Origin of the sequence: Nocardia sp. GCM10030253 (assembly GCF_042675075.1) — a bacterium.
In the GTDB taxonomy this organism is placed as follows: Bacteria; Actinomycetota; Actinomycetes; order Mycobacteriales; family Mycobacteriaceae; genus Nocardia.
Map to the genome: position 1 here is coordinate 385467 of NZ_JBHTDL010000009.1, position 18585 is coordinate 404051.

Sequence of the window (18585 nt, forward strand, 5' to 3'; positions counted from 1 at the left end):
CGATTCGATTCCAAACAACATTTATGGCCTCGGCGATGAAGCGGACTGCGGTCCGATTCTCGCACGATTGAGGCCAACCGGCCAGTGTGCGGGCTTATTCCGCGAGGAAGAAGAAATATCCGAGGAACATCACCATCAGTGCCCACATCGTCGGATGGACCTCTTTGACGCGCCCCTTTGCGGCCATGACGATCGGGTAGAACAGCATCCCCATCGCCAGCCCGTTCGCGATCGAGTAGGTCAGCGGCATCATGATGACGGTGATGAAGGCCGGGATGCAGTACTCCAGCCGGTTCCAATCGATCTCGCCGAGCGCCCGGGCCATCAACACCCCGACCACGATCAGCGCGGGCGCGGTGATCGAAGCGGAGCCCGCGACGACCGCGAAGATCGGGTAACAGAACATGGCGATCAGGAACCATCCCGCCGTGGTCACTGCGGTCATTCCGGTCCGCCCGCCCGCCGAAACGCCCGCCGTCGATTCGACGTAGGCGGTGGTGGTCGAGGTTCCGATGACGGCGCCCGCCATGGTGCCCACCGAGTCCGCGGCCAGCGCGCTCGCCGCGCGGGGCAGCTTGCCGTCCTTGTCAAGCAACCCCGCTTGGTTCGCCACGCCGATCAGCGTGCCGGAGCAGTCGAAGAAGTCGACGAACAGCATGGTGAGAATGACGACGGCCATCTGCCCGGTGAACGCGTCGGGCAGATGAATGATCGCCTGACCGAAGGTGTGCTCGAGCCCCTTCGGCATCGACACGACACCGTCGGGCAGATCGACCAGACCGCTGCCTACGCCGACCAGGGCCGTGAGCACGATGCCGTACAGCACCGCGCCGTGCCAGCCGATGACCAGGAACACCACGGTCACCACCAGACCGAACAGCGCGAGCAGCGTAGTGCCCTTGGTGAAGTCGCCGAGCGTGACCAGGGTGGCTTCGCTGTCGACCACGATGCCCGCGTTCTTCAAACCGAGGAATGCCACGAACATCCCGATACCGGCGCCGACGGCCAGTTTCATCTGCATCGGAATGGCATTGAGGATGCGTTCGCGCACCTTGGTGACCGCGAGCACGAAGAAGATGACGCCGGACAGGAAGGTCCCCGAGAGCGCGACCTGCCACGGGATTCCCATCCCGAGCACCACCGAATAGGCGAAGAACGCATTGAGCCCCATGCCCGGTGCGAGCGCGATCGGATACCTGGCCCATATACCCATGACCAGCGTGCCGAACACCGCCGCCACGGCCGTCGCGGTGAACACCGCCTGCATGGGAATGCCTTTGTCGCCGAGGGCTCCCTCGTCGCCGAGCACCGACGGGTTCACGGCGAGCACGTAGGACATGGCGAGGAAGGTGATCGTCCCCGCCATCAGCTCGCGCTTCATGGTCGAGCCGTTCGAACTGATGCCGAAGTACGCGTCGACGCGTCCTCGGGTCCGGCTCAGAACGTCGGTGACCATGGGGCTCTCCACTCGGAAATGGGTACGGGGGTGCCAGGGCACGGTAGCCGACAATTCACTGAATCAGAGAACTCGGCCGATGCCCCGACCGCCGGCTTCGTGATAAGCGTCACCGTAGCCAGGTCGAGGCCGAGCCGAGCTCCGCCCACATCGACTACCCGCTCGATGAGCTAACCCACGGCACCCCCGCCGCCTGCTAAGCGCTCGGTGCGGCGACCAGTCCCAGTTCGGCATCGGAGGCGAGCAGGTCATTGTGGGGCAGGACCCGCACTGTGTAGCCGACGGCGCCGGACAGGGGTACCGGAGTTTCGACGGCGAAAAGCTCTACGCCGGAATCGGATCCGGTGTGGGTCATCGGAAAGGTGGTGACGTCGGAGAGGTCGTCGGTTGGTGACACTCGGCCGAGCACCGCCTGGACGGTGACCTCGGATGTGGTCAGGCCGCCGAGATCGATGCGGGCGGCCAGGGACAGTTCCGCGCCGATGATCGGGGTGTCGGGCAACCCCGCACTGTCGACCTGGATCACCTTCACCGACGGCCACGCTGCCTCAACGCGGCGGCGATACTCGGCGGTCGCGCGGGCGGCGGCGAATTCGTCGGCGCTCGCGCGCTGACCGGCGGCCGCGGCGGGGGCGTAGTACTCGACGGCGTAGTCGCGGACCATGCGGGAGGCCAGCACCTTCGGGCCGAGGGTCTGCAAAGTGTGGCGCACCATCTCTACCCAGCGCACCGGCATGTTCAAGGCGTTGCGGTCGTAGAAGCGGGGTGCGACTGTCCGCTCGAAAAGGTCGTAGAGGGCGTTGGCCTCGAGATCGTCGCGACGGTGCTCGTCGGAGACGCCGTCGGCGGTCGGGATGGCCCACCCGTTTTCGCCGTCGTACATCTCATCCCACCAGCCGTCGCGAATCGACAGATTGAGCCCGCCGTTGAGCGCGGACTTCATACCGGAGGTGCCGCACGCTTCCAGCGGGCGCAGCGGATTGTTCAGCCACACATCGCAACCCCAGTACAGGTACCTGGCCATCGACATGTCGTAGTCGGGCAGGAAGACAATGCGATGGCGCACCTCGGGATCGTCGGCGAAGCGGACAACCTGCTGGATGAGCGCCTTGCCGCCGTCATCGGCCGGATGGCTCTTGCCCGCCACCACCAGCTGCATCGGCCGATCGGGATCGAGCAGCAGCGCGCGCAACCGCTCCGGGTCGCGCAGCATCAGTGTGAGCCGCTTGTAGGTCGGCACCCGGCGGGCGAAGCCGACGGTCAGCACGTTCGGATCGAAAACCCTGTCGACCCAACCCAATTCGGCCGACGCGGCCCCGCGCTCCAGCCAGGACGCGCGTACCCGGCGGCGCACCTCGGCAACGAGGGTGGCGCGCAAGGTGTTGCGGGTCGACCACAGTTCGCCGAGGTCGACGTCGCGCAGCTTCTCCCAGCCGCGGGCCTCCTCGACAAATTCGGGGCCGATGTATTCGCGGGCCTTGTCGAACCATTCGCGCGCGGCCCAGGTCGGGGCGTGTACACCGTTGGTGACCGAACCTATCGGTACCTCGGCCGCGTCGAAGCCCGGCCATAGCGGCGCGAACATGGCACGACTGACCTCACCGTGCAGCTTGGAGACACCATTGGCGCGCTGCGCCAGCCGCAAGCCCATGTGCGCCATATTGAAGACGGACGGATCGGCTTCCCGCCCCAGCGCGACGATTCGGTCGATGGGAAGTCCTGGCAGCATGGCGGATTCGGATTCGCCGTGCCCGCCGCCGAAGTACCTGCGCACCAGCGGCATCGGGAACCGGTCGATGCCCGCGGGCACCGGGGTGTGCGTCGTGAACACCGTCCCGGCTCGCACCGCGGCCAGCGCGGTATCGAAATCCAGCCCTGCCGAGACGAATTCACGGATCCGCTCGACACCGAGGAAACCGGCGTGACCCTCGTTCATATGGAACACGTCAGGATCCGGCAGGTCGGTCGCACGGGTATAGGCGCGCACCGCCCGCACCCCGCCGATGCCGGCCAGGATCTCCTGCTTGATCCGGTGGTCCTGGTCGCCGCCGTAGAGCCGGTCGGTGACCGCACGCAGCTCCGGATCGTTCTCGGCGATATCGGAATCCAGCAGCAGCAACGGCACCCGGCCGACCTGCGCGATCCATACTCGCGCCCGCAGCACCCGCTGGTCGGGCATCGCCACGTGGATCAGCACCGGCGCCGAATCCCCTTGCTTCGCTCGACCGTCGTCGGTGGTCAGCAGTCGCAGCGGCAAACCCTGCGGGTCCAGCGCCGGATAATGCTCGGTCTGCCAGCCGTCGGCGGTCAGCGACTGCCGGAAATAGCCGGAGCGGTACAGCAATCCGACGCCGATCAGCGGCAGGCCGAGATCCGATGCGGCCTTCAGGTGATCACCCGCGAGGATGCCGAGGCCGCCGGAATAGTTGGGGAGCACCTCGGTGACGCCGAATTCCATGGAGAAGTACGCGATGCCGCGCACGCCAGGAGCGTCGGTCTGCCGTTGGAACCAGCCGGGCCGCGTCAGGTAGTCGCGCAGATCCGCGGCCGCGGCGTCGACCCGCCCGGTGTAGTCGGCATCGGCGGCGAGTTCGTCCAGTCGCGCCGCGGGCACCTCCCCCAGCATCCGCACCGGATCGTGGCCGACCTCGCGCCACAGCTCGGGATCGAGTTCAGCGAACAGATCCTGGGTGGGCCAATGCCACGACCAGCGCAGGTTCGTGGAGAGTTCGCCCAGGGCCGCCAAACGCTCGGGCAGATGGGCACGGACGGTGAAACGACGAAGTGCCTTCACCAGGCGAACCCTACCGAACAATCCCGCGGCCGACTGCCCCGACGGCCCAGGTCACTCCCGCGCCGACGATGTCATTACGCGGTGAACGTCTCGGCGGTGTACTCCGCGCTGAACTGCTCGGCGTACTCCGGCGACGGCGGGATCTCGGTGATCATGTCGATCAATACGCCGCTCGGGTCGGCCACGATGAAGTGCCGCTGCCCGAAGCCCTCGGTGCGGATTTCGAGCTCCGCCGTGATGCCGCCCTGCACGACCATCCGCTCCCACTCGGCATCGACGTCGTCGACCTCGAAGTTCAGCAGCAGACCCCGCACCGGGTTGCGGTAGGCCGCAGGCACGGTCTCGTGGGTGTAGTCGAGTAGTGCGAGCTCGTAGTTCACCGTGCCCGGTCGGCGCAGGCTGATGTACCAGTCGGCCTCGAAGGTGATCTCGAAGCCCAACCACTTGATGTAGAAGTCCCTGGTCTCCGCGAGCCGGTCGGTGCCGATGACGGGGTAGAAGCTGCTCAGTTCCATTCTCTCACCTTTCACATACTGTTGGTATGCGAGCTAAGCTAGCTGACATACCAGCGGTATGTCAATGGGAGGAAAGCGATGCCGAGCACGATTCGCGCCAAGCAGCGCGAGGAGACGCGCAGTGCACTGCTCCGCGAGAGCAGGCGCCTGTTCGCGGCGAAAGGTTATGGCGCCGTTGGCCTGTCGGAAATCGTGGCGGCGACCGGAGTGACCAAGGGCGCGCTCTACCACAACTTCGCGGGCAAGGCAGAACTGTTCCGTGCGGTGCTCGAGCAGGTCCAGCACGAGGTCGGCGAGGAGGTCGCCGCGGCCGCAGATCCCCGAGCCGACCCCTGGACTCAGCTGGTCGTCGGCTGCGAAGCCTTCCTCACCACCTGCACCGACCCGGATATCCAGCGCATCATGCTGATCGACGGACCCGCGGTGCTCGGCTGGCACGAATGGCGGGCGATGGACGAGGCCGCCTCCGCCCGGCACCTCGGCGAGGCACTGACCCTGCTCGTCGACGAGGGCGTGCTCGCACCGCAGCCGATCGAACCACTCACCCACCTGTTGTCGGGCGCGATGAACGAGGCGGCACTGTGGCTGGCGATCACCGACGATCCCAACGCGCTATCCGATACGACCGCGGCATTGCGACGGTTGCTCGAGGCGATGCGCGCCAGCGTGGCATGATCGCCGGCGCAGCCCACGCAGGTCGGACTATCGCTCACGTCCGTGGCGCATCGTCGGACGCTGCCGACGATGACCGAGCGCACCGCCATCGCTGGGCTACAGCCTTTCTTGCGATCGGCGTCCGACGCCCGAATTTCACTGGCCGACCAGTGCTGCTCGTGACAGCATCGGCTGATGCCGCACTGGGTCGATGTACTCCCTCAATTTCTGTTGGCCTGCCTCATTCTCGCCGCACTGCCGGGTCCGGCGACCGCGCTGTTCCTACAGCGCGCGGTGCGCGACGGTCGGGCGGCGGGACTGGCCGCGGTGGCGGGCAACGAGATCGGGGTGTTCAGCTGGACGCTGGCGGGTGGCGCTGGGCTGTCGGTGCTGTTGATCGCGAACCGATTCATGAATACCGCGGTGCACGTCGTCGGCGGCTTGGTGCTGATCTGGCTGGGGGTGCAGGCCTGGCGCGGGGCACGCGACGATGACCAGTTCGGCGCCGGTATGACGAAGCTGCTGCCGTCCGGGCGGACGCCCGCCTCGGCATTCCGCGCCTCGCTCATCTCGATCGCCGCCAACCCGAAGGCCGCGGTATTCGGTCTGACGATCCTGCCGCAGTTCCTGCCGTCCAGCGGCCCGGTGCTGCCGACTGTGCTGATTCTGGCCACGATCCAGCTCGTCATCGACACCGCTTGGTGCGTAGCCGTGGTGCTTGCCGCCGACCGCGCCGGGGCCTGGCTGCGGCGCGCGGGGATCCGCCAACGGATTGAGCGGGCGCTCGGCGCGGTGCTTGTCGCGCTCGGTCTCGGTCTCGCCGCCGACGCGCGCTGATCACCGTCTCGGCGCGGGGTAACGGTACGGTTGGTCCCGTGACCGGCCGCATCGCTATCGATGACACTGCCCCGTCCATCGCGGGCGGCCGACCGGCCAAGGCCGCGGTCGGCGAGGTCTTCCCGGTGCGCACCGTGGTGTGGCGTGAGGGGCACGACGCGGTCGCCGCCACGCTGGCCGTGCGCGGTCCCGGCTCTTCGCGGCTGACCAGGATCCGCATGGCACCGGATTTCGAGCCCGACGTGTTCAATGCCGCGTTCGTCCCGAACCTGCCCGGCGCCTGGACCTACCGCATCGAGGGCTGGAGCGATCCGATCGCCACCTGGCGGGCGGCTGTGGAGGCAAAGCTGGCCGTCGGGCAGAGCGCCGCCGACCTGGCCAACGATCTCGAGTTGGGCGCCCAGTTGTTCGAGCGCGCCGCCCAAGCGGTGCCGAAGAAGCAGTTCGAGCGGTTGCGTGCCGCCGCGGCGGCGCTGCGCGGCGACGAACAGTTGCCCGCCAGGGTCGCGCCCGCCTTCGGCACGGAGATCACCGAGATCCTGCGCGCGACCCCGTTGCGGGACATGGTCACCCGCGGCTCGCAGCACACCGTGCACGTAGAACGCCAACGCGCGCTGTACGGCTCGTGGTACGAGTTCTTCCCGCGCTCGACCGGCGGCCGGGACGCCGCAGGCAACCCGATCCACGGCACCTTCGCTACGGCGGCAAAGGAATTGCCGCGCATCGCCGGCATGGGTTTCGACATCATCTATCTGCCGCCGATACATCCGATCGGCGAGATCAACCGCAAGGGGCGCAATAACGCGCTCACCGCCGAACCGGGAGATGTCGGCTCGCCGTGGGCGATCGGGTCGAAGGACGGCGGCCACGACGCGATCCACCCGGAACTGGGCACCGAGGCCGACTTCGCCGAATTCGTTGCCACCGCTTCGGAACTCGGCCTCGAGGTGGCGCTCGACCTAGCCCTGCAGTGCGCGCCGGATCATCCCTGGGTGCAGGCGCATCCGGAGTGGTTCACCACGCTGCCCGACGGCACCATCGCCTACGCCGAGAACCCGCCGAAGAAGTACCAGGATATCTACCCGGTCAATTTCGACAACGACCCGGACGGGCTGTACGCGGAGGTGCTGCGCGTCGTGCGGCACTGGATCAGCTTGGGCGTCAAGATCTTCCGGGTCGACAATCCGCACACCAAGCCCGCCGACTTTTGGGAATGGCTGATCGCGCACGTGCGGCGCACCGATCCCGACGTGATCTTCCTATCCGAAGCGTTCACCAGACCAGCCCGGCTGTACGGCCTTGCGCGACGCGGATTCAGCCAGTCCTACACGTATTTCACGTGGCGCGTCGCCAAATGGGAGCTGGCCGAGTTCGGCAAGGAGTTGGCCGCCAAGGCGGACGAGGCCAGGCCGAACCTGTTCACCAACACCCCCGACATCCTGCACGAGAGCCTGCAGCACGGCGGGCCGGGCATGTTCGCCATCCGCGCGACACTGGCCGCCACTCTCGCACCGACCTGGGGCATCTACTCCGGGTTCGAGCTCTTCGAACATCAGGCGGCGCGGCCGGGCAGCGAGGAATACCTCGATTCGGAGAAGTACGAGCTGCGCCCGCGACCGTTCGCCGAGGCGCTGGCACGCGGAGAATCTTTGGAGCCGTGGATCACTCGACTGAATGAGATCCGCCGCGCGCATCCCGCACTACAGCAGTTGCGCTGCGTGCATTTCCACCACGTCGACAACGACGCGCTGATCGCCTACTCGAAGATCGATCCGGTCAGCGGCGACGCGGTGCTGATCGTGGTGAACCTCAACCCATTCGGCGCCGAGCAGGGCATGATTTCGCTAGACCTGCCCGCGATCGGGCACGAATGGCACGACCATCCGGTCGTCTTCGACGAGGTCAGCGGGGAGGAATACCGCTGGGCGCAGACAAATTACGTGCGACTGGATCCCACCAATGCCGTCGCCCACATCCTGGCGCTGCCGCCGGTTCCGCAGCAGATTCGCGCGGAGCTGGCCTATCGCAGGACCTTCCGATGAGCGATGCCACGGTGGTGAAACGCCGCGACCTGATGCTGCTCGCGGCCGGGACGCACGCCGATCCGCACACCGTGCTCGGGGCGCATCCGCACCGGGACGGCACGGTCATCCGGGCGCTGCGCCCGCACGCGCAGACGGTATCCGCCCGCATCGGCGGCGTCGACCATCCGCTGAAATCCTTGGGGCACGGGATATTCGCCGTGGTGGTGCCGCATCCCGATGTCATGGACTATCGCCTCGTGACCACATATCCGGGTGGGCAACAGATCATCACTGCCGACGGCTACCGCTTCCTGCCCACCGTCGGCGAACTCGACCTGCACCTCATCGGCGAGGGCCGCCACGAACACCTGTGGGACGTGCTCGGCGCGCACCCGCGCCACTACACCACACTCGACGGCGATGTGGGCGGCACCTCGTTCGCCGTCTGGGCGCCGAATGCCAGGGGCGTCACCGTGATCGGTGATTTCGACGGCTGGAGCGGAACCACCGCACCGATGCGCACGCTCGGTTCCTCCGGGGTGTGGGAGGTGTTCGTGCCCGGTGTCGGCGTCGGCGCCAAATACAAGTTCCGGGTACACGGCGCGGACGGACGGACAGTGGATCACGCGGATCCGCTGGCTTTCGCGACGGAACTGCCACCTGCCACCGCGTCGGTGGTCACCGCGAGCAATTACGTGTGGTCCGACGGTGATTGGGTCGCTACCCGCGAACGCACCGATCCGACTCGCGCGCCGATGAGTGTCTACGAAGTCCATCTCGGATCATGGCGGCCCGGTCTCGGCTACCGCGAATTGGCCGACCAGCTCGCCGATTACGTGTGCGCGGCCGGATTCACCCACATCGAGCTGCTGCCGATCGCCGAACACCCGTTCGGCGGTTCCTGGGGCTACCAGGTCACGTCCTACTACGCACCCACCGCCCGCTTCGGCTCCCCCGACGACTTCCGCGCCTTCGTCGACCGCATGCACACCGCGGGCATCGGCGTGCTGCTGGACTGGGTGCCCGCCCACTTCCCGCGCGACGAATGGGCGCTGGCCCGTTTCGACGGCACCCCGCTCTACGAGCACGCCGACCCGCGCCGCGGCGAGCAACTCGACTGGGGCACCTACGTTTTCGACTTCGGACGCAACGAGGTGCGCAACTTCCTCGTCGCCAACGCGCGGTACTGGATCGAGGAGTTCCACATCGACGGCCTGCGCGTCGACGCGGTCGCCTCCATGCTGTATCTGGATTACTCACGCCCCGAAGGGGGTTGGGAGCCGAATGTGCACGGTGGCCGGGAAAACCTGGAGTCCGTGGATTTTCTCCAGGACCTCAACAACACCGTGCACCGATACCACCCCGGCGTCGTCACCATTGCCGAGGAATCGACCAGTTGGCCCGGGGTCACCAGCAGCATCGACGTCGGCGGCCTCGGCTTCACCATGAAGTGGAACATGGGCTGGATGCACGACACCCTCGGCTTCCTCGGCCGCGACCCGATCCACCGCTCCTGGCACCACGACGAGATCACCTTCTCGCTGGTGTACGCATGGAGCGAGAATTACGTGCTGCCGATCAGCCACGACGAGGTCGTGCACGGCAAAGGCACCCTGTGGACCAGGATGCCGGGCGACGATTTCGCCAAGGCCGCGGGCGTGCGGGCCCTACTGGCCTACATGTGGGCCCATCCCGGCAAGCAATTGCTGTTCATGGGCCAGGATTTCGGCCAGTTCCGTGAGTGGTCGCACGATCGCGGGCTGGACTGGCAGGAGCTGGACAACCCGCTCCACCTCGGCATTACCACCGCCGTCCGCGATCTCAACGCGGTCTACCGCGCGCACCCCGCACTGTGGACGCAGGACACCGCCCCGGGCGGGTACTCCTGGATCGAGGCCGACGACCGCGCCAACAACGTCCTCGCCTTTCTGCGCTACGGCTCCGACGGCTCGATGGTCGCGTGTGTCTACAACTTCTCCGGTTCGGTACACGGCGAATACCGCGTCGGCCTGCCCGCCACCGGCCGCTGGCGCGAAATCCTCAACACCGACGCCATCGCCTACGGCGGCTCCGGCATCGGCAACCTCGGCACCGTGACCGCGACAGCCGAACCGTGGCACGGCCGCCCGGCATCGGTCACCGTCGCCTTGGCCCCGAACAGCGCGATCTGGCTCGCCCCCGAGTAGCCGACGCCGGATCGAGCGCCTCGACGACGTCCTTGCGGTGGTCGAGAACGAGGGCGGGCAACTGCTCGACGGTCCGAACGACGTCCCGACCGGGCGCAATCTGACGGTGCGGCACCCGGGCGGCGCGATCATCGAATACGTCGAGTTCGATACGAGCAAGGTCGAGGCGGTGACGTAACGCGCCTGCACCCGGCTCTCAGTACAAGGCGGCGGCCAGCTTCCGTCGAGACGCGACGACGATCGGATCGGCCGGATCGTAGAGCTCGAACAGTTCCAGCAGGCGAGTGCGTACCTTCGTCCGGTCGTCACCGGCGGTGCGCTTGATCAGTGCGATCAGCCGATCGAAGGCGGCCTCGGGCTGCTGGTTGAGCAGTTCCACGTCGGCGGCATCGAGAGCGGCGTCGACGTCGGCGGGATCGGAATCGGCGGTCGCGATCGCCGACTCCGGCACGTTCTGGGCGCGACCGAGGAAGCGCAGCTGGCGCAGTGCGCCCTTGGCCTCTTCGTTGTTCGGCTCGGCGGCGATGATGGCCTCGTAGGCGGCCTCCGCAGCGGCCAGGTCACCCTGCTCGAGCGCTGCCTCGGCGGCGGTGAAGCGGGGGTCCTCGGCCTGCTCCGGCTCGGCGGTCTCGCCGTCGAGCTTGCCCGCCACCGCGTCGATGACCGCGTTCAGCCACTGCCGAACCTGCGGTTCCGGCTGCGCGCCTTGGAAATCCGCGAGCGGCTGGCCACCCGCGACCGCGATCACGGTCGGAATGCCCTGCACGCCGAACGCCTGCGCGATCCGCATGTTGGTCTCGGCCTCGACGGTGGCAAGCGCCCAGCTGCCGCCGTCTTCGACGACAAGGCGCTCCAGCAGCTTGACCAGCTCGACGCTGCCGGGGCTGCGCTGCGAGTACAGCGCGACGACCACCGGTAGCGCGATCGAGCGGCGCAGCACCTTTGTCTCGAAATCCGTCTCGTTCACCGCATAGTCGCCACCGGGCGCACCGGGCGCGCCGGCCGCGGTGGCCGGAGGCTGCTTCAAGCTGGACAGATCGACCGCACCGGACATAGCGGCGGCGACGGCGGGCGAAGGACGGCGGGCAGCTGGTCGAGTCACGGTTTCCAGTTTGTCACGGCGTGACGGATGCGGGAGCCCCGGCGTCGACGGAAGCGGCGTTGCTGAGCTCACCCAGCTTGTCCGTCCGCACCGCCCACACCTCGAACAGCACAGTGCAGAACGGCGGGATGCTCGACAGCAGCGCGAGCACCGTGGTCTTCACGGTCCAGCCCAGCTCACGAGCGGCGACGATCGCGATGATCACGAACAGCACGAAGATGATGCCGTGCGTCATCCCGAACACCTTGACCGGCCAGAGGACCGGCTCGGGGAGTCGCTTGAACACCATGCCGACGATCAGGAAGGCCCAGGAAATGGCCTCGAGCACGGCGATGAAGCGGAACCGCTTGGCCACGGTGCTCAGGTCGAAGAAATTGCCCATGGCCACCATTGTGCCGGACCCCTACGACGGTACGTAGTTGAACCCGTCACACCGCACCGCGGGTCAAGCCCAACTCGGCGACCATATTCGTCCGGAGCGGCGTTCGTAGGATCGGCCACCCGACCAGCTTCGCCGGTTCGAGGCGGGCGGTTCGGGCGAACAGGCGGACGCCGAGCTTGGACTCCAGCGCCGAAATGCGTTTGGACACGGCCTGCTGCGTGATGGAGAGCTCGAGGGCTGCCTATTGGAAGTGGCCTTCGTCCGCGGCGACGACGAAGGTGCGTACTGCTTCGAGGTCCAGGCGCCGAACATACAACCCCCGGGCATACAACCGTTCGTTGTGGATTCACGGCCCGAAGTTGTTTGATTCGCAGCGTCCGCGCGCGGTTCCCTTTGTTCGCGAGCAACACCGGGTTGCTGGCGAACACGTGAGGTGAACGGATGTTGCGCAGACGGCCACTCGGTCGCGACTTCGCTTGGCTGTGGGCAGCTTTCGGTGCGAGCACCGTCGGCACCTGGCTCGCTCTCGACGCGTTCCCGCTGATCGCGATCCTCGTGTTGCACAGCAGCACGGCCCAGATTTCGTTTCTGGCCGCCACCGGGCTCCTGATCGGCGCGTTGATCGCAGTGCCACTGGGGCCATGGGTCGAGTTCAGGCCCAAGCGGCCCGTGCTGATCGCGATGGACGTGATCCGATTCGTCGCATTGCTATCGGTGCCCGCGGCGTACGCCCTCGGGGCGCTGACCTACCTCCAGTTGGTGGGCATCTCGGTCGTTGTGGCGGCCGCGAACATCGTGTTCACCGCCGCTGGCGGCGCATACCTGAAAACCCTTGTGCGGCCTGCCGATCTGCTGGTCGCGAATGGACGATTCGAGGCAACGACCTGGACCTCGATCGCCGTCGGACCGCCGCTGGGCGGCCTCGCGATCGGCGTACTCGGCCCGTTGACGACGGTCGTACTCGACGCGGGCAGCTACCTGCTGTCGGCGCTGGGGATCCGCGCGATACGCACCGCTGAGCCCGCGCCCCCTGCGAGGTCGGCGCGACGCGTCACCGCCGATGAGATCGTCGAAGGGTGGCGGTTCATCCTTCGGCACCGCCAGCTGCGTCCACTGTTCATCAATACGAGCCTGGTGAACGGCCTGATCATGGCCACGGCTCCGCTGCTCGCCGTGCTGCTGCTGCGTGACCTGCGGTTCGCGCCATGGCAGTACGGGCTCGCGTTCGGCGTGCCATGCATCGGCGGACTGATCGGCTCTCGACTGGCCTCGCCGCTCGTTGCCCGCTTCGGGCAGTATCGGGTCCTCGTCGTCAGCGGAGTCGCCCGCGCATGCTGGTCGATCGGCCTGGCGTTCGTGCCGCACGGGCAAGCGGCGCTGATCTTCATCATGACGATCGAACTAGGGCTGATCACCAGCATGGGAATCTTCAACCCGACCTTCGCGACCTACCGGATCGAGAACACTCCCGCCGATCGCATCTCCCGCACCCTGTCGGCGTGGAGCATCTCCAGCGGCGTCACCGTCGCGACCATGACGCTGCTGTGGGGCGTGCTCGCCGGGCTCACCAACCCGCGGGTCGCCATCGCCGTCGCCGGGGGGCTCATCATGGCCACCGCCTTGATCAGACCCCCGCGTCCGGTGGGTCGGGTAGTCGTCAGACCTTGATGATCAGGGCGTCACCCTGACCGCCGCCACCGCACAGCGCGGCAGCGCCGACGCCACCACCGCGACGCTTCAACTCCAGCGCCAGGTGCAGCAGGATCCGCGCGCCGGACATGCCGAGCGGATGACCGATCGCGATCGCGCCACCGTTGACGTTGACCTTCTCCTGGTCGATGCCGAGCTTGCGGGTGGAGGCGATGCCCACCGCCGCGAAGGCCTCGTTGATCTCGACCAGATCCAGATCGGCAGGCGAAATGCCTTCGCGCGCGCAGGCCTTGGCGATGGCGTTGGCGGGCTGATCCTGCAGCGACGAGTCGGGGCCCGCCACCGTGCCCGCGGCGCCGATCTCGGCGATCCAGCTCAGTCCGAGCTCCTCGGCCTTGGCCTTGCTCATCACCACGACAGCGGCAGCGCCGTCGGAGATCTGCGAGGCGGTGCCCGCGGTGATAGTGCCGTCCTTGCGGAAGGCCGGACGGAGCTTGGCCAGGGACTCCGCGGTGGTGTCCGCGCGGATGCCCTCGTCCTCGGAGACCAGGACCGGGTCGCCCTTACGCTGCGGCACCGCGACCGGAACAACCTCTGCGTCGAACAGGCCGTTCTTCCACGCCGCCGCGGCACGCTGGTGCGAGGCGGCCGCGAACGCGTCCTGGTCCGCGCGGCTGATCGGCTCGGTGTCGTTGCGCTGTTCGGTCAGCGCACCCATCGGCTGGTCGGTGAAAATGTCGTACAGGCCGTCGTAGGCCATGTGATCGCGCAGCGTCACATCGCCGTACTTGAAGCCCTCCCGGCTCTTTTCGAGCAGGTGCGGCGCCTGGCTCATCGACTCCTGACCACCGGCGACGACGATCTCGTACTCGCCTGCCCTGATCAGCTGATCGGCGAGGGCGATCGCATTGATGCCGGACAGACACACCTTGTTCAGTGTCAGCGCGGGCACGTCCATCGGAATGCCACCGGCTACCGCCGCCTGCCGCGCCGGGATCTGACCTCCACCCGCGGTGAGGACCTGACCCATGATCACGTAGTCGACCTGGTCGGGCGCAACGCCGCCCTTCTCCAGCGCCGCCTTGATCGCGAACCCGCCCAGCTCGGACCCGCTGAAGTCCTTCAGCCCTCCGAGCAGTCGACCGACCGGGGTACGCGCACCGGAGACGATCACGGAAGTGGTCACGACGAGCCCTCATTTCCTCACAGCAGCATTCGTAGATCAGGAACGGCCGTGCCTGGGCGCGGCGTCGAGTCTGTACTCAACGGTAGCTTGTCCGTCCTCGGCGACGCCGGCCAGGTTCGCGCTACGTTCGAGTGGTGAGCAACGTTATGGATCCTTCGAGCTTCATCCCCGGCGACTACGTCATCGCCGTCGATCACGTGGGCATCGCGGTGCCCGACCTGGATGCCGCGATTGCCTGGTACGCCGACAATCTCGGCATGATCGAGACCCATCGGGAGGTCAACGAGAGCCAGGGCGTGCACGAGGCGATGCTGTCGCTGCCCGGCGCACCGGACAGCGCGACTGCCCTGCAGTTGCTGGCGCCGCTGAACGCCGACTCGACCATCGCCAAGTTCATCGACCGCAGCGGACCGGGTCTGCAGCAACTCGCCTACCGTGTCACCGACATCGATGCGGTATCGACCTACCTGCGTGATCGAGGTCTGCGTTTGCTGTACGAGGCGCCACGGCACGGAACGGCCGATTCCCGCATCAATTTCATCCACCCGAAGGATGCTGGCGGTGTGCTGATCGAGTTGGTCGAACCGAACGCGAATGTTACGCACTAGTATCAAGATCGGGTCCGAAAAACTCTTCAGAATCACATTCGCGGTCGAGTCACCATGACGTCCCGGTAGGCTGTAGTTTGTTGGCCATGTCGTCACCTGAGTCCGATCGCAATCGCTTCGTTGCACTGCCCTTCACCGTTGTGCGCAAGGGTTATGCGCAAGACGAGGTACGCAACTACTTCGACCGCTTCGATGCAGAGCTAAGGGTCACCGCCACTGACCGGGATGCTGCTGCGGCACAAGCCCGTAACCTCGCGAGCCAGTTGGAGGACGCGCGGGACGAGATCGACGAGCTCCGCAAGGAGGTCGACCGCCTCTCGGTTCCGCCGACCACCGCGGAAGGCATGTCCGACCGCATCTCCCGCATGCTCCGGCTGGCCTCCGACGAGGCCTCCGAGGTCCGCGCCCTGGCGCAGGCCGAGGCCGCGGAAATGGTGTCGATCGCGGAGCAGCAGGCCACCGAAATGCGTGGCAAGTACGAGTCGTTGCTGGCCGAGACCAAGGAAAAGCGCGAAGCACTCGAGATCGAGTTCGAGCAGACCCTGGCAAACGCGCGTACCGAGTCCGCCAAGATCATCGAGGCCGCACAGGCCGAAGCCGACCGCCTCGGCAAGGAAGCCGATGCCAAGCGCAAGGCGACCCAGCAGGACTTCGAGGTCACCATGGCCGAGCGTCGCACCAAGCTCACCCGCGCCATGGAGGAGCTGGAGGCCACCAGCCGCGCCGAGGCCGCACAGCGGATCAAGGACGCGACCGACGAGTCCAACCGCCTCATCACCTCCGCCACCCAGACCTCCGAGCGCAAGATCGCGCACGCGAAGGAACTGGCCGAGGAGATGCGTGTGCTGCGCGGCCGGGTGCTCGCCCAGTTGCTCGGCATCCGCGGCCAGCTCGACTCGGTGCCCGCGATGCTCGCGGCGGTCAACCGGGAAAGCGAACTGCTGGACGGGGTTCCGGATCAGCGCAAGTCGATCGGCGGCAACACCAAGTCCGTGACCGGCTCGCGCACCAAGGCCATCCCCGAGGTCTCCGCCGAGGACGACGACATCGTCGACGAAGAGCGCGAGAACGCCGACATCACGCACTGACGTCGGGCCACGCGGCGACACGCGGTACCCAACCGAAATTCAGACTGAAGGCCGCCCCAACAGGGGCGGCCTTCCTAATTCTCGGACCACGCCGAACATTGTCGGCGTCGTTACGACCAGCGACGGGTGATCGTGCGCGTCCGGCGACCGTTCCAGCAACCGCGATGCCAGTGCCTGCGATCGTCCTCCCCGCCATAGGCGGGCCAGGCGACGATATGGGCTACGCCGGGGACGATTTCGTGATCACAGCCCGGACAGCGGTAAGTCTTGATCGCCCGGCTGCCGGGGATGGTCCGGACCGTATAGAGGTCGTCACTGTTCGGTCCCGACTCGGTACTTCCGAAGACGTCCCCGAGCCCACCGCCGGCGGGCGGACCCGCTCGGCGGTCGGTGCGAGGCTTCCGACGAGGCATGCACCAAGCCTAAGCCCCGCCCGAATGTGCCCCTGCGCCCGTCTGGATCGCCGAGAGCCACCGACTGGCCGGACAATCAGAAGAGGCGGAATTCGTTGCTCTCGGTGCCGCGTAGGGCGTTGTAATCGAGGACCAGACACCGGATTCCACGGTCCTCGGCAAGCGTGCGGGCCTGCGGCTTGATCTGCTGGGCCGCGTAGACGCCTGCGACGGGGGCAAGCAGCGGGTCTCGGTTGAGCAGTTCGAGGTAGCGGGTGAGCTGTTCGACACCGTCGATCTCGCCGCGACGTTTGATTTCCACCGCGACGGTGGCGCCGTCGGCATCGCGGCACAGCAGATCCACCGGCCCGATGGCCGTCATGTACTCGCGGCGGATGAGCGTGTAACCAGGCCCGAGCGTCTGCACATGTTCGGCGAGCAGCTCCTGAAGATGCGCCTCCACACCGTCTTTCACCAGACCCGGATCGACCCCGAGCTCGTGTGCGGAGTCGTGCTCGATGTCCTCGATTGTTATCCGCAGTTCTTCGCCCGCCTTGTTGGTGACGACCCAAAAGGCCTTCGCGCCCTCCGGCACGTTGTCACCGTCGCGCTCCTCCAGCCAGCACGGCGGGCTCATCCAGTTCAACGGCTTGTAGGAACCGCCGTCGGAATGCACTAGGACCGAACCATCCGCCTTGATCAACAGCAATCGACGGGCCATCGCAAGGTGGGCGGTGAGGCGCCCTACGTAGTCGACCTGACAGCGAGCAATCACTAAGCGCACCCAAGCACTGTAGGCGAGTGCCCGGCCGCCGCTGCCGCCAGCCCGTCGCGCCGGGCGTCAGCCCATGAGCAAGATGGCCGCGAGGATCGCGCTCACCGCGAGCAGACCCGATTCGACCCTGGTGAGACGTGTGGTGGGCGCCGCCTTGGCGCGGATCATGCTGAATCCGACCGCTGATCCGATGCAGAACGATAGGAGGTGTCCGACATTGGTGAAGGTCTGGGAGATCAGCACCGCTTCGGTGGCGACGATGAACCACACAGTGGCCCAGGCGATCCGCCAGCGATATGGGACGGCGACGACGATCGCGCCGATCAATGCCATGGCGCCGTAGCTGACGCCGACATCCTGGGCCCAGCGGATGCTGGCGGGCAGCCAGTCGGCCTCCACCGCGATCCATAAGCCCGCCGCAACGAGGAGGGTCGCTCCGATATGTCCGGCCAGGAATACGCGCACCAGGTGTACGGCGCCGAATCGCAGTTCGGCGAGGGCGAGCAGGCAACCGAGCAGCGGGATGATGACCCAGGCAGCTGCGACGTCGCCGATCACAAGGGCGCTCGAAAACAGGGTTCCGACACGGCCGTTCAGGAGGTTGTGCAAATTCGTGCTGGCGTGCACCACCATCTTCGACTGGCCTGAGTCACTCAGCACCGAGAAGACCGCGGTGACAGCGATCAGGGCCCCCACATATCCGAACGTCGCGGGCAACCTCAGTCGCCGCCAGCGGGTGCGCAGCGCAGTACCCGGATCGACCGACACGCGGTCGGCGATTGTCGTCGCCGCGACCATCAGCACCTCCGTATGTCTCGACCGGTTTCCCATATAACGCACAAAGGCCCCCGAAAATTTCGGGGGCCTTTGGCAAAGATGTTCCGGCGGTGTCCTACTCTCCCACACCCTGTCGAGTGCAGTACCATCGGCGCTGGC

Annotated in this window: 17 protein-coding genes and 1 pseudogene; 8 read left to right on the forward strand and 10 right to left on the reverse strand. The window is 66.7% G+C overall.

All coding sequences use genetic code 11. From position 1 onward, the window contains the following. Positions 1 to 94: 94 nt before the first annotated feature. The 3 genes from ACFQZZ_RS22465 to ACFQZZ_RS22475 all read right to left on the reverse strand — a co-directional run bounded on the left by ACFQZZ_RS22465 (position 95) and on the right by ACFQZZ_RS22475 (position 4765). Positions 95 to 1456 carry an NCS2 family permease gene (locus tag ACFQZZ_RS22465; RefSeq protein ID WP_378684023.1) on the reverse strand — a complete coding sequence of 454 codons (1362 nt, stop codon included), beginning with the start codon at positions 1454 to 1456 and terminating at the stop codon, positions 95 to 97. Between the two features lie 196 nt (positions 1457 to 1652). Beyond that, entirely contained in the window at positions 1653 to 4250 is a 2598-nt protein-coding gene (glgP, locus tag ACFQZZ_RS22470) for an alpha-glucan family phosphorylase (protein WP_378684025.1), read from the reverse strand. Between the two features lie 74 nt (positions 4251 to 4324). Then, a complete protein-coding gene (locus ACFQZZ_RS22475; RefSeq protein ID WP_378684028.1) occupies positions 4325 to 4765 on the reverse strand; it encodes a VOC family protein in 441 nt (146 codons plus the stop codon). A gap of 78 nt (positions 4766 to 4843) precedes the next feature. On the opposite strand from ACFQZZ_RS22475, the gene ACFQZZ_RS22480 reads away from it, so the two are divergent. From ACFQZZ_RS22480 to ACFQZZ_RS22500, 5 genes are all read left to right on the forward strand, one after another. After that, positions 4844 to 5440, forward strand: coding sequence for a TetR/AcrR family transcriptional regulator (locus tag ACFQZZ_RS22480; protein ID WP_378684031.1), 597 nt, complete (start codon positions 4844 to 4846; stop codon positions 5438 to 5440). A 174-nt stretch (positions 5441 to 5614) separates the two neighbouring features. After that, positions 5615 to 6256: a LysE family translocator gene (locus ACFQZZ_RS22485; RefSeq protein ID WP_378684033.1), complete on the forward strand. Its 642-nt coding sequence runs from the start codon at positions 5615 to 5617 to the stop codon at positions 6254 to 6256. 38 nt (positions 6257 to 6294) lie between these two features. Next, positions 6295 to 8298, forward strand: coding sequence for an alpha-1,4-glucan--maltose-1-phosphate maltosyltransferase (locus tag ACFQZZ_RS22490; protein ID WP_378684035.1), 2004 nt, complete (start codon positions 6295 to 6297; stop codon positions 8296 to 8298). After that, positions 8295 to 10466 (forward strand): 1,4-alpha-glucan branching protein GlgB, encoded by a 2172-nt coding sequence (glgB, locus tag ACFQZZ_RS22495; protein ID WP_378684038.1) that lies wholly within the window; start codon positions 8295 to 8297, stop codon positions 10464 to 10466. The genes ACFQZZ_RS22490 and glgB overlap by 4 nt, the downstream gene beginning before the upstream one ends. A 37-nt stretch (positions 10467 to 10503) precedes the next feature. Next, a complete protein-coding gene (locus tag ACFQZZ_RS22500) occupies positions 10504 to 10644 on the forward strand; it encodes a hypothetical protein (protein ID WP_378684041.1) in 141 nt (46 codons plus the stop codon). Between the two features lie 18 nt (positions 10645 to 10662). Here ACFQZZ_RS22500 and ACFQZZ_RS22505 read toward each other — a convergent pair whose 3' ends face one another. From ACFQZZ_RS22505 to ACFQZZ_RS22515, 3 genes and pseudogenes are all read right to left on the reverse strand, one after another. Next, the gene (locus ACFQZZ_RS22505) at positions 10663 to 11520 is read right to left on the reverse strand and encodes a co-chaperone YbbN (protein WP_378684122.1); all 858 of its coding nucleotides are present in this window, start codon (positions 11518 to 11520) and stop codon (positions 10663 to 10665) included. Positions 11521 to 11581: 61 nt separating this feature from the next. Beyond that, positions 11582 to 11959, reverse strand: coding sequence for a DUF3817 domain-containing protein (locus ACFQZZ_RS22510; RefSeq protein WP_378684044.1), 378 nt, complete (start codon positions 11957 to 11959; stop codon positions 11582 to 11584). Between the two features lie 133 nt (positions 11960 to 12092). Next, a pseudogene (locus ACFQZZ_RS22515) lies at positions 12093 to 12251 on the reverse strand (LysR family transcriptional regulator); the annotation flags it as partial. 140 nt (positions 12252 to 12391) lie between these two features. On the opposite strand from ACFQZZ_RS22515, the gene ACFQZZ_RS22520 reads away from it, so the two are divergent. Beyond that, positions 12392 to 13618 carry an MFS transporter gene (locus ACFQZZ_RS22520; protein WP_378684047.1) on the forward strand — a complete coding sequence of 409 codons (1227 nt, stop codon included), beginning with the start codon at positions 12392 to 12394 and terminating at the stop codon, positions 13616 to 13618. Here ACFQZZ_RS22520 and ACFQZZ_RS22525 read toward each other — a convergent pair. After that, positions 13608 to 14786: an acetyl-CoA C-acetyltransferase gene (locus tag ACFQZZ_RS22525; RefSeq protein ID WP_378684050.1), complete on the reverse strand. Its 1179-nt coding sequence runs from the start codon at positions 14784 to 14786 to the stop codon at positions 13608 to 13610. The two genes, ACFQZZ_RS22520 and ACFQZZ_RS22525, sit on opposite strands and share 11 nt — an antisense overlap. A 146-nt stretch (positions 14787 to 14932) precedes the next feature. Between ACFQZZ_RS22525 and mce the strand changes: the two genes are divergently transcribed. Together mce and ACFQZZ_RS22535 are read left to right on the forward strand one after the other, a co-directional pair. Beyond that, complete coding sequence (mce, locus tag ACFQZZ_RS22530; RefSeq protein WP_378684125.1) at positions 14933 to 15394, forward strand: methylmalonyl-CoA epimerase; 462 nt, start codon at positions 14933 to 14935, stop codon at positions 15392 to 15394. Between the two features lie 86 nt (positions 15395 to 15480). Further along, positions 15481 to 16482, forward strand: a complete 1002-nt coding sequence (locus tag ACFQZZ_RS22535; RefSeq protein ID WP_378684053.1) for a hypothetical protein — start codon at positions 15481 to 15483, stop codon at positions 16480 to 16482. A 110-nt stretch (positions 16483 to 16592) separates the two neighbouring features. Here the strand turns inward: ACFQZZ_RS22535 and ACFQZZ_RS22540 are convergent, their stop codons facing one another. The 3 genes from ACFQZZ_RS22540 to ACFQZZ_RS22550 form a co-directional block, all read right to left on the reverse strand. After that, a complete protein-coding gene (locus ACFQZZ_RS22540; protein WP_378684056.1) occupies positions 16593 to 16895 on the reverse strand; it encodes an ATP/GTP-binding protein in 303 nt (100 codons plus the stop codon). Positions 16896 to 16971: 76 nt separating this feature from the next. Further along, positions 16972 to 17658 (reverse strand): endonuclease NucS, encoded by a 687-nt coding sequence (gene nucS / locus ACFQZZ_RS22545; protein WP_378684059.1) that lies wholly within the window; start codon positions 17656 to 17658, stop codon positions 16972 to 16974. Between the two features lie 57 nt (positions 17659 to 17715). After that, positions 17716 to 18447: a rhomboid-like protein gene (locus ACFQZZ_RS22550; protein WP_378684062.1), complete on the reverse strand. Its 732-nt coding sequence runs from the start codon at positions 18445 to 18447 to the stop codon at positions 17716 to 17718. Between the last annotated feature and the right edge of the window lie 138 nt (positions 18448 to 18585).

Bases quoted from the DNA above. Each gene is read 5' to 3' on its own strand.
- ACFQZZ_RS22505 (WP_378684122.1), bottom strand. From the start codon at position 11,520: ATGTCCGGTGCGGTCGATCTGTCCAGCTTGAAGCAGCCTCCGGCCACC.
- mce (WP_378684125.1), top strand. From the start codon at position 14,933: ATGGATCCTTCGAGCTTCATCCCCGGCGACTACGTCATCGCCGTCGAT.
- ACFQZZ_RS22550 (WP_378684062.1), bottom strand. From the start codon at position 18,447: ATGGTCGCGGCGACGACAATCGCCGACCGCGTGTCGGTCGATCCGGGT.
- ACFQZZ_RS22480 (WP_378684031.1), top strand. From the start codon at position 4,844: ATGCCGAGCACGATTCGCGCCAAGCAGCGCGAGGAGACGCGCAGTGCA.
- ACFQZZ_RS22535 (WP_378684053.1), top strand. From the start codon at position 15,481: ATGTCGTCACCTGAGTCCGATCGCAATCGCTTCGTTGCACTGCCCTTC.
- ACFQZZ_RS22520 (WP_378684047.1), top strand. From the start codon at position 12,392: ATGTTGCGCAGACGGCCACTCGGTCGCGACTTCGCTTGGCTGTGGGCA.
- ACFQZZ_RS22475 (WP_378684028.1), bottom strand. From the start codon at position 4,765: ATGGAACTGAGCAGCTTCTACCCCGTCATCGGCACCGACCGGCTCGCG.
- ACFQZZ_RS22510 (WP_378684044.1), bottom strand. From the start codon at position 11,959: ATGGTGGCCATGGGCAATTTCTTCGACCTGAGCACCGTGGCCAAGCGG.
- ACFQZZ_RS22465 (WP_378684023.1), bottom strand. From the start codon at position 1,456: ATGGTCACCGACGTTCTGAGCCGGACCCGAGGACGCGTCGACGCGTAC.
- ACFQZZ_RS22485 (WP_378684033.1), top strand. From the start codon at position 5,615: ATGCCGCACTGGGTCGATGTACTCCCTCAATTTCTGTTGGCCTGCCTC.
- glgB (WP_378684038.1), top strand. From the start codon at position 8,295: ATGAGCGATGCCACGGTGGTGAAACGCCGCGACCTGATGCTGCTCGCG.
- ACFQZZ_RS22540 (WP_378684056.1), bottom strand. From the start codon at position 16,895: ATGCCTCGTCGGAAGCCTCGCACCGACCGCCGAGCGGGTCCGCCCGCC.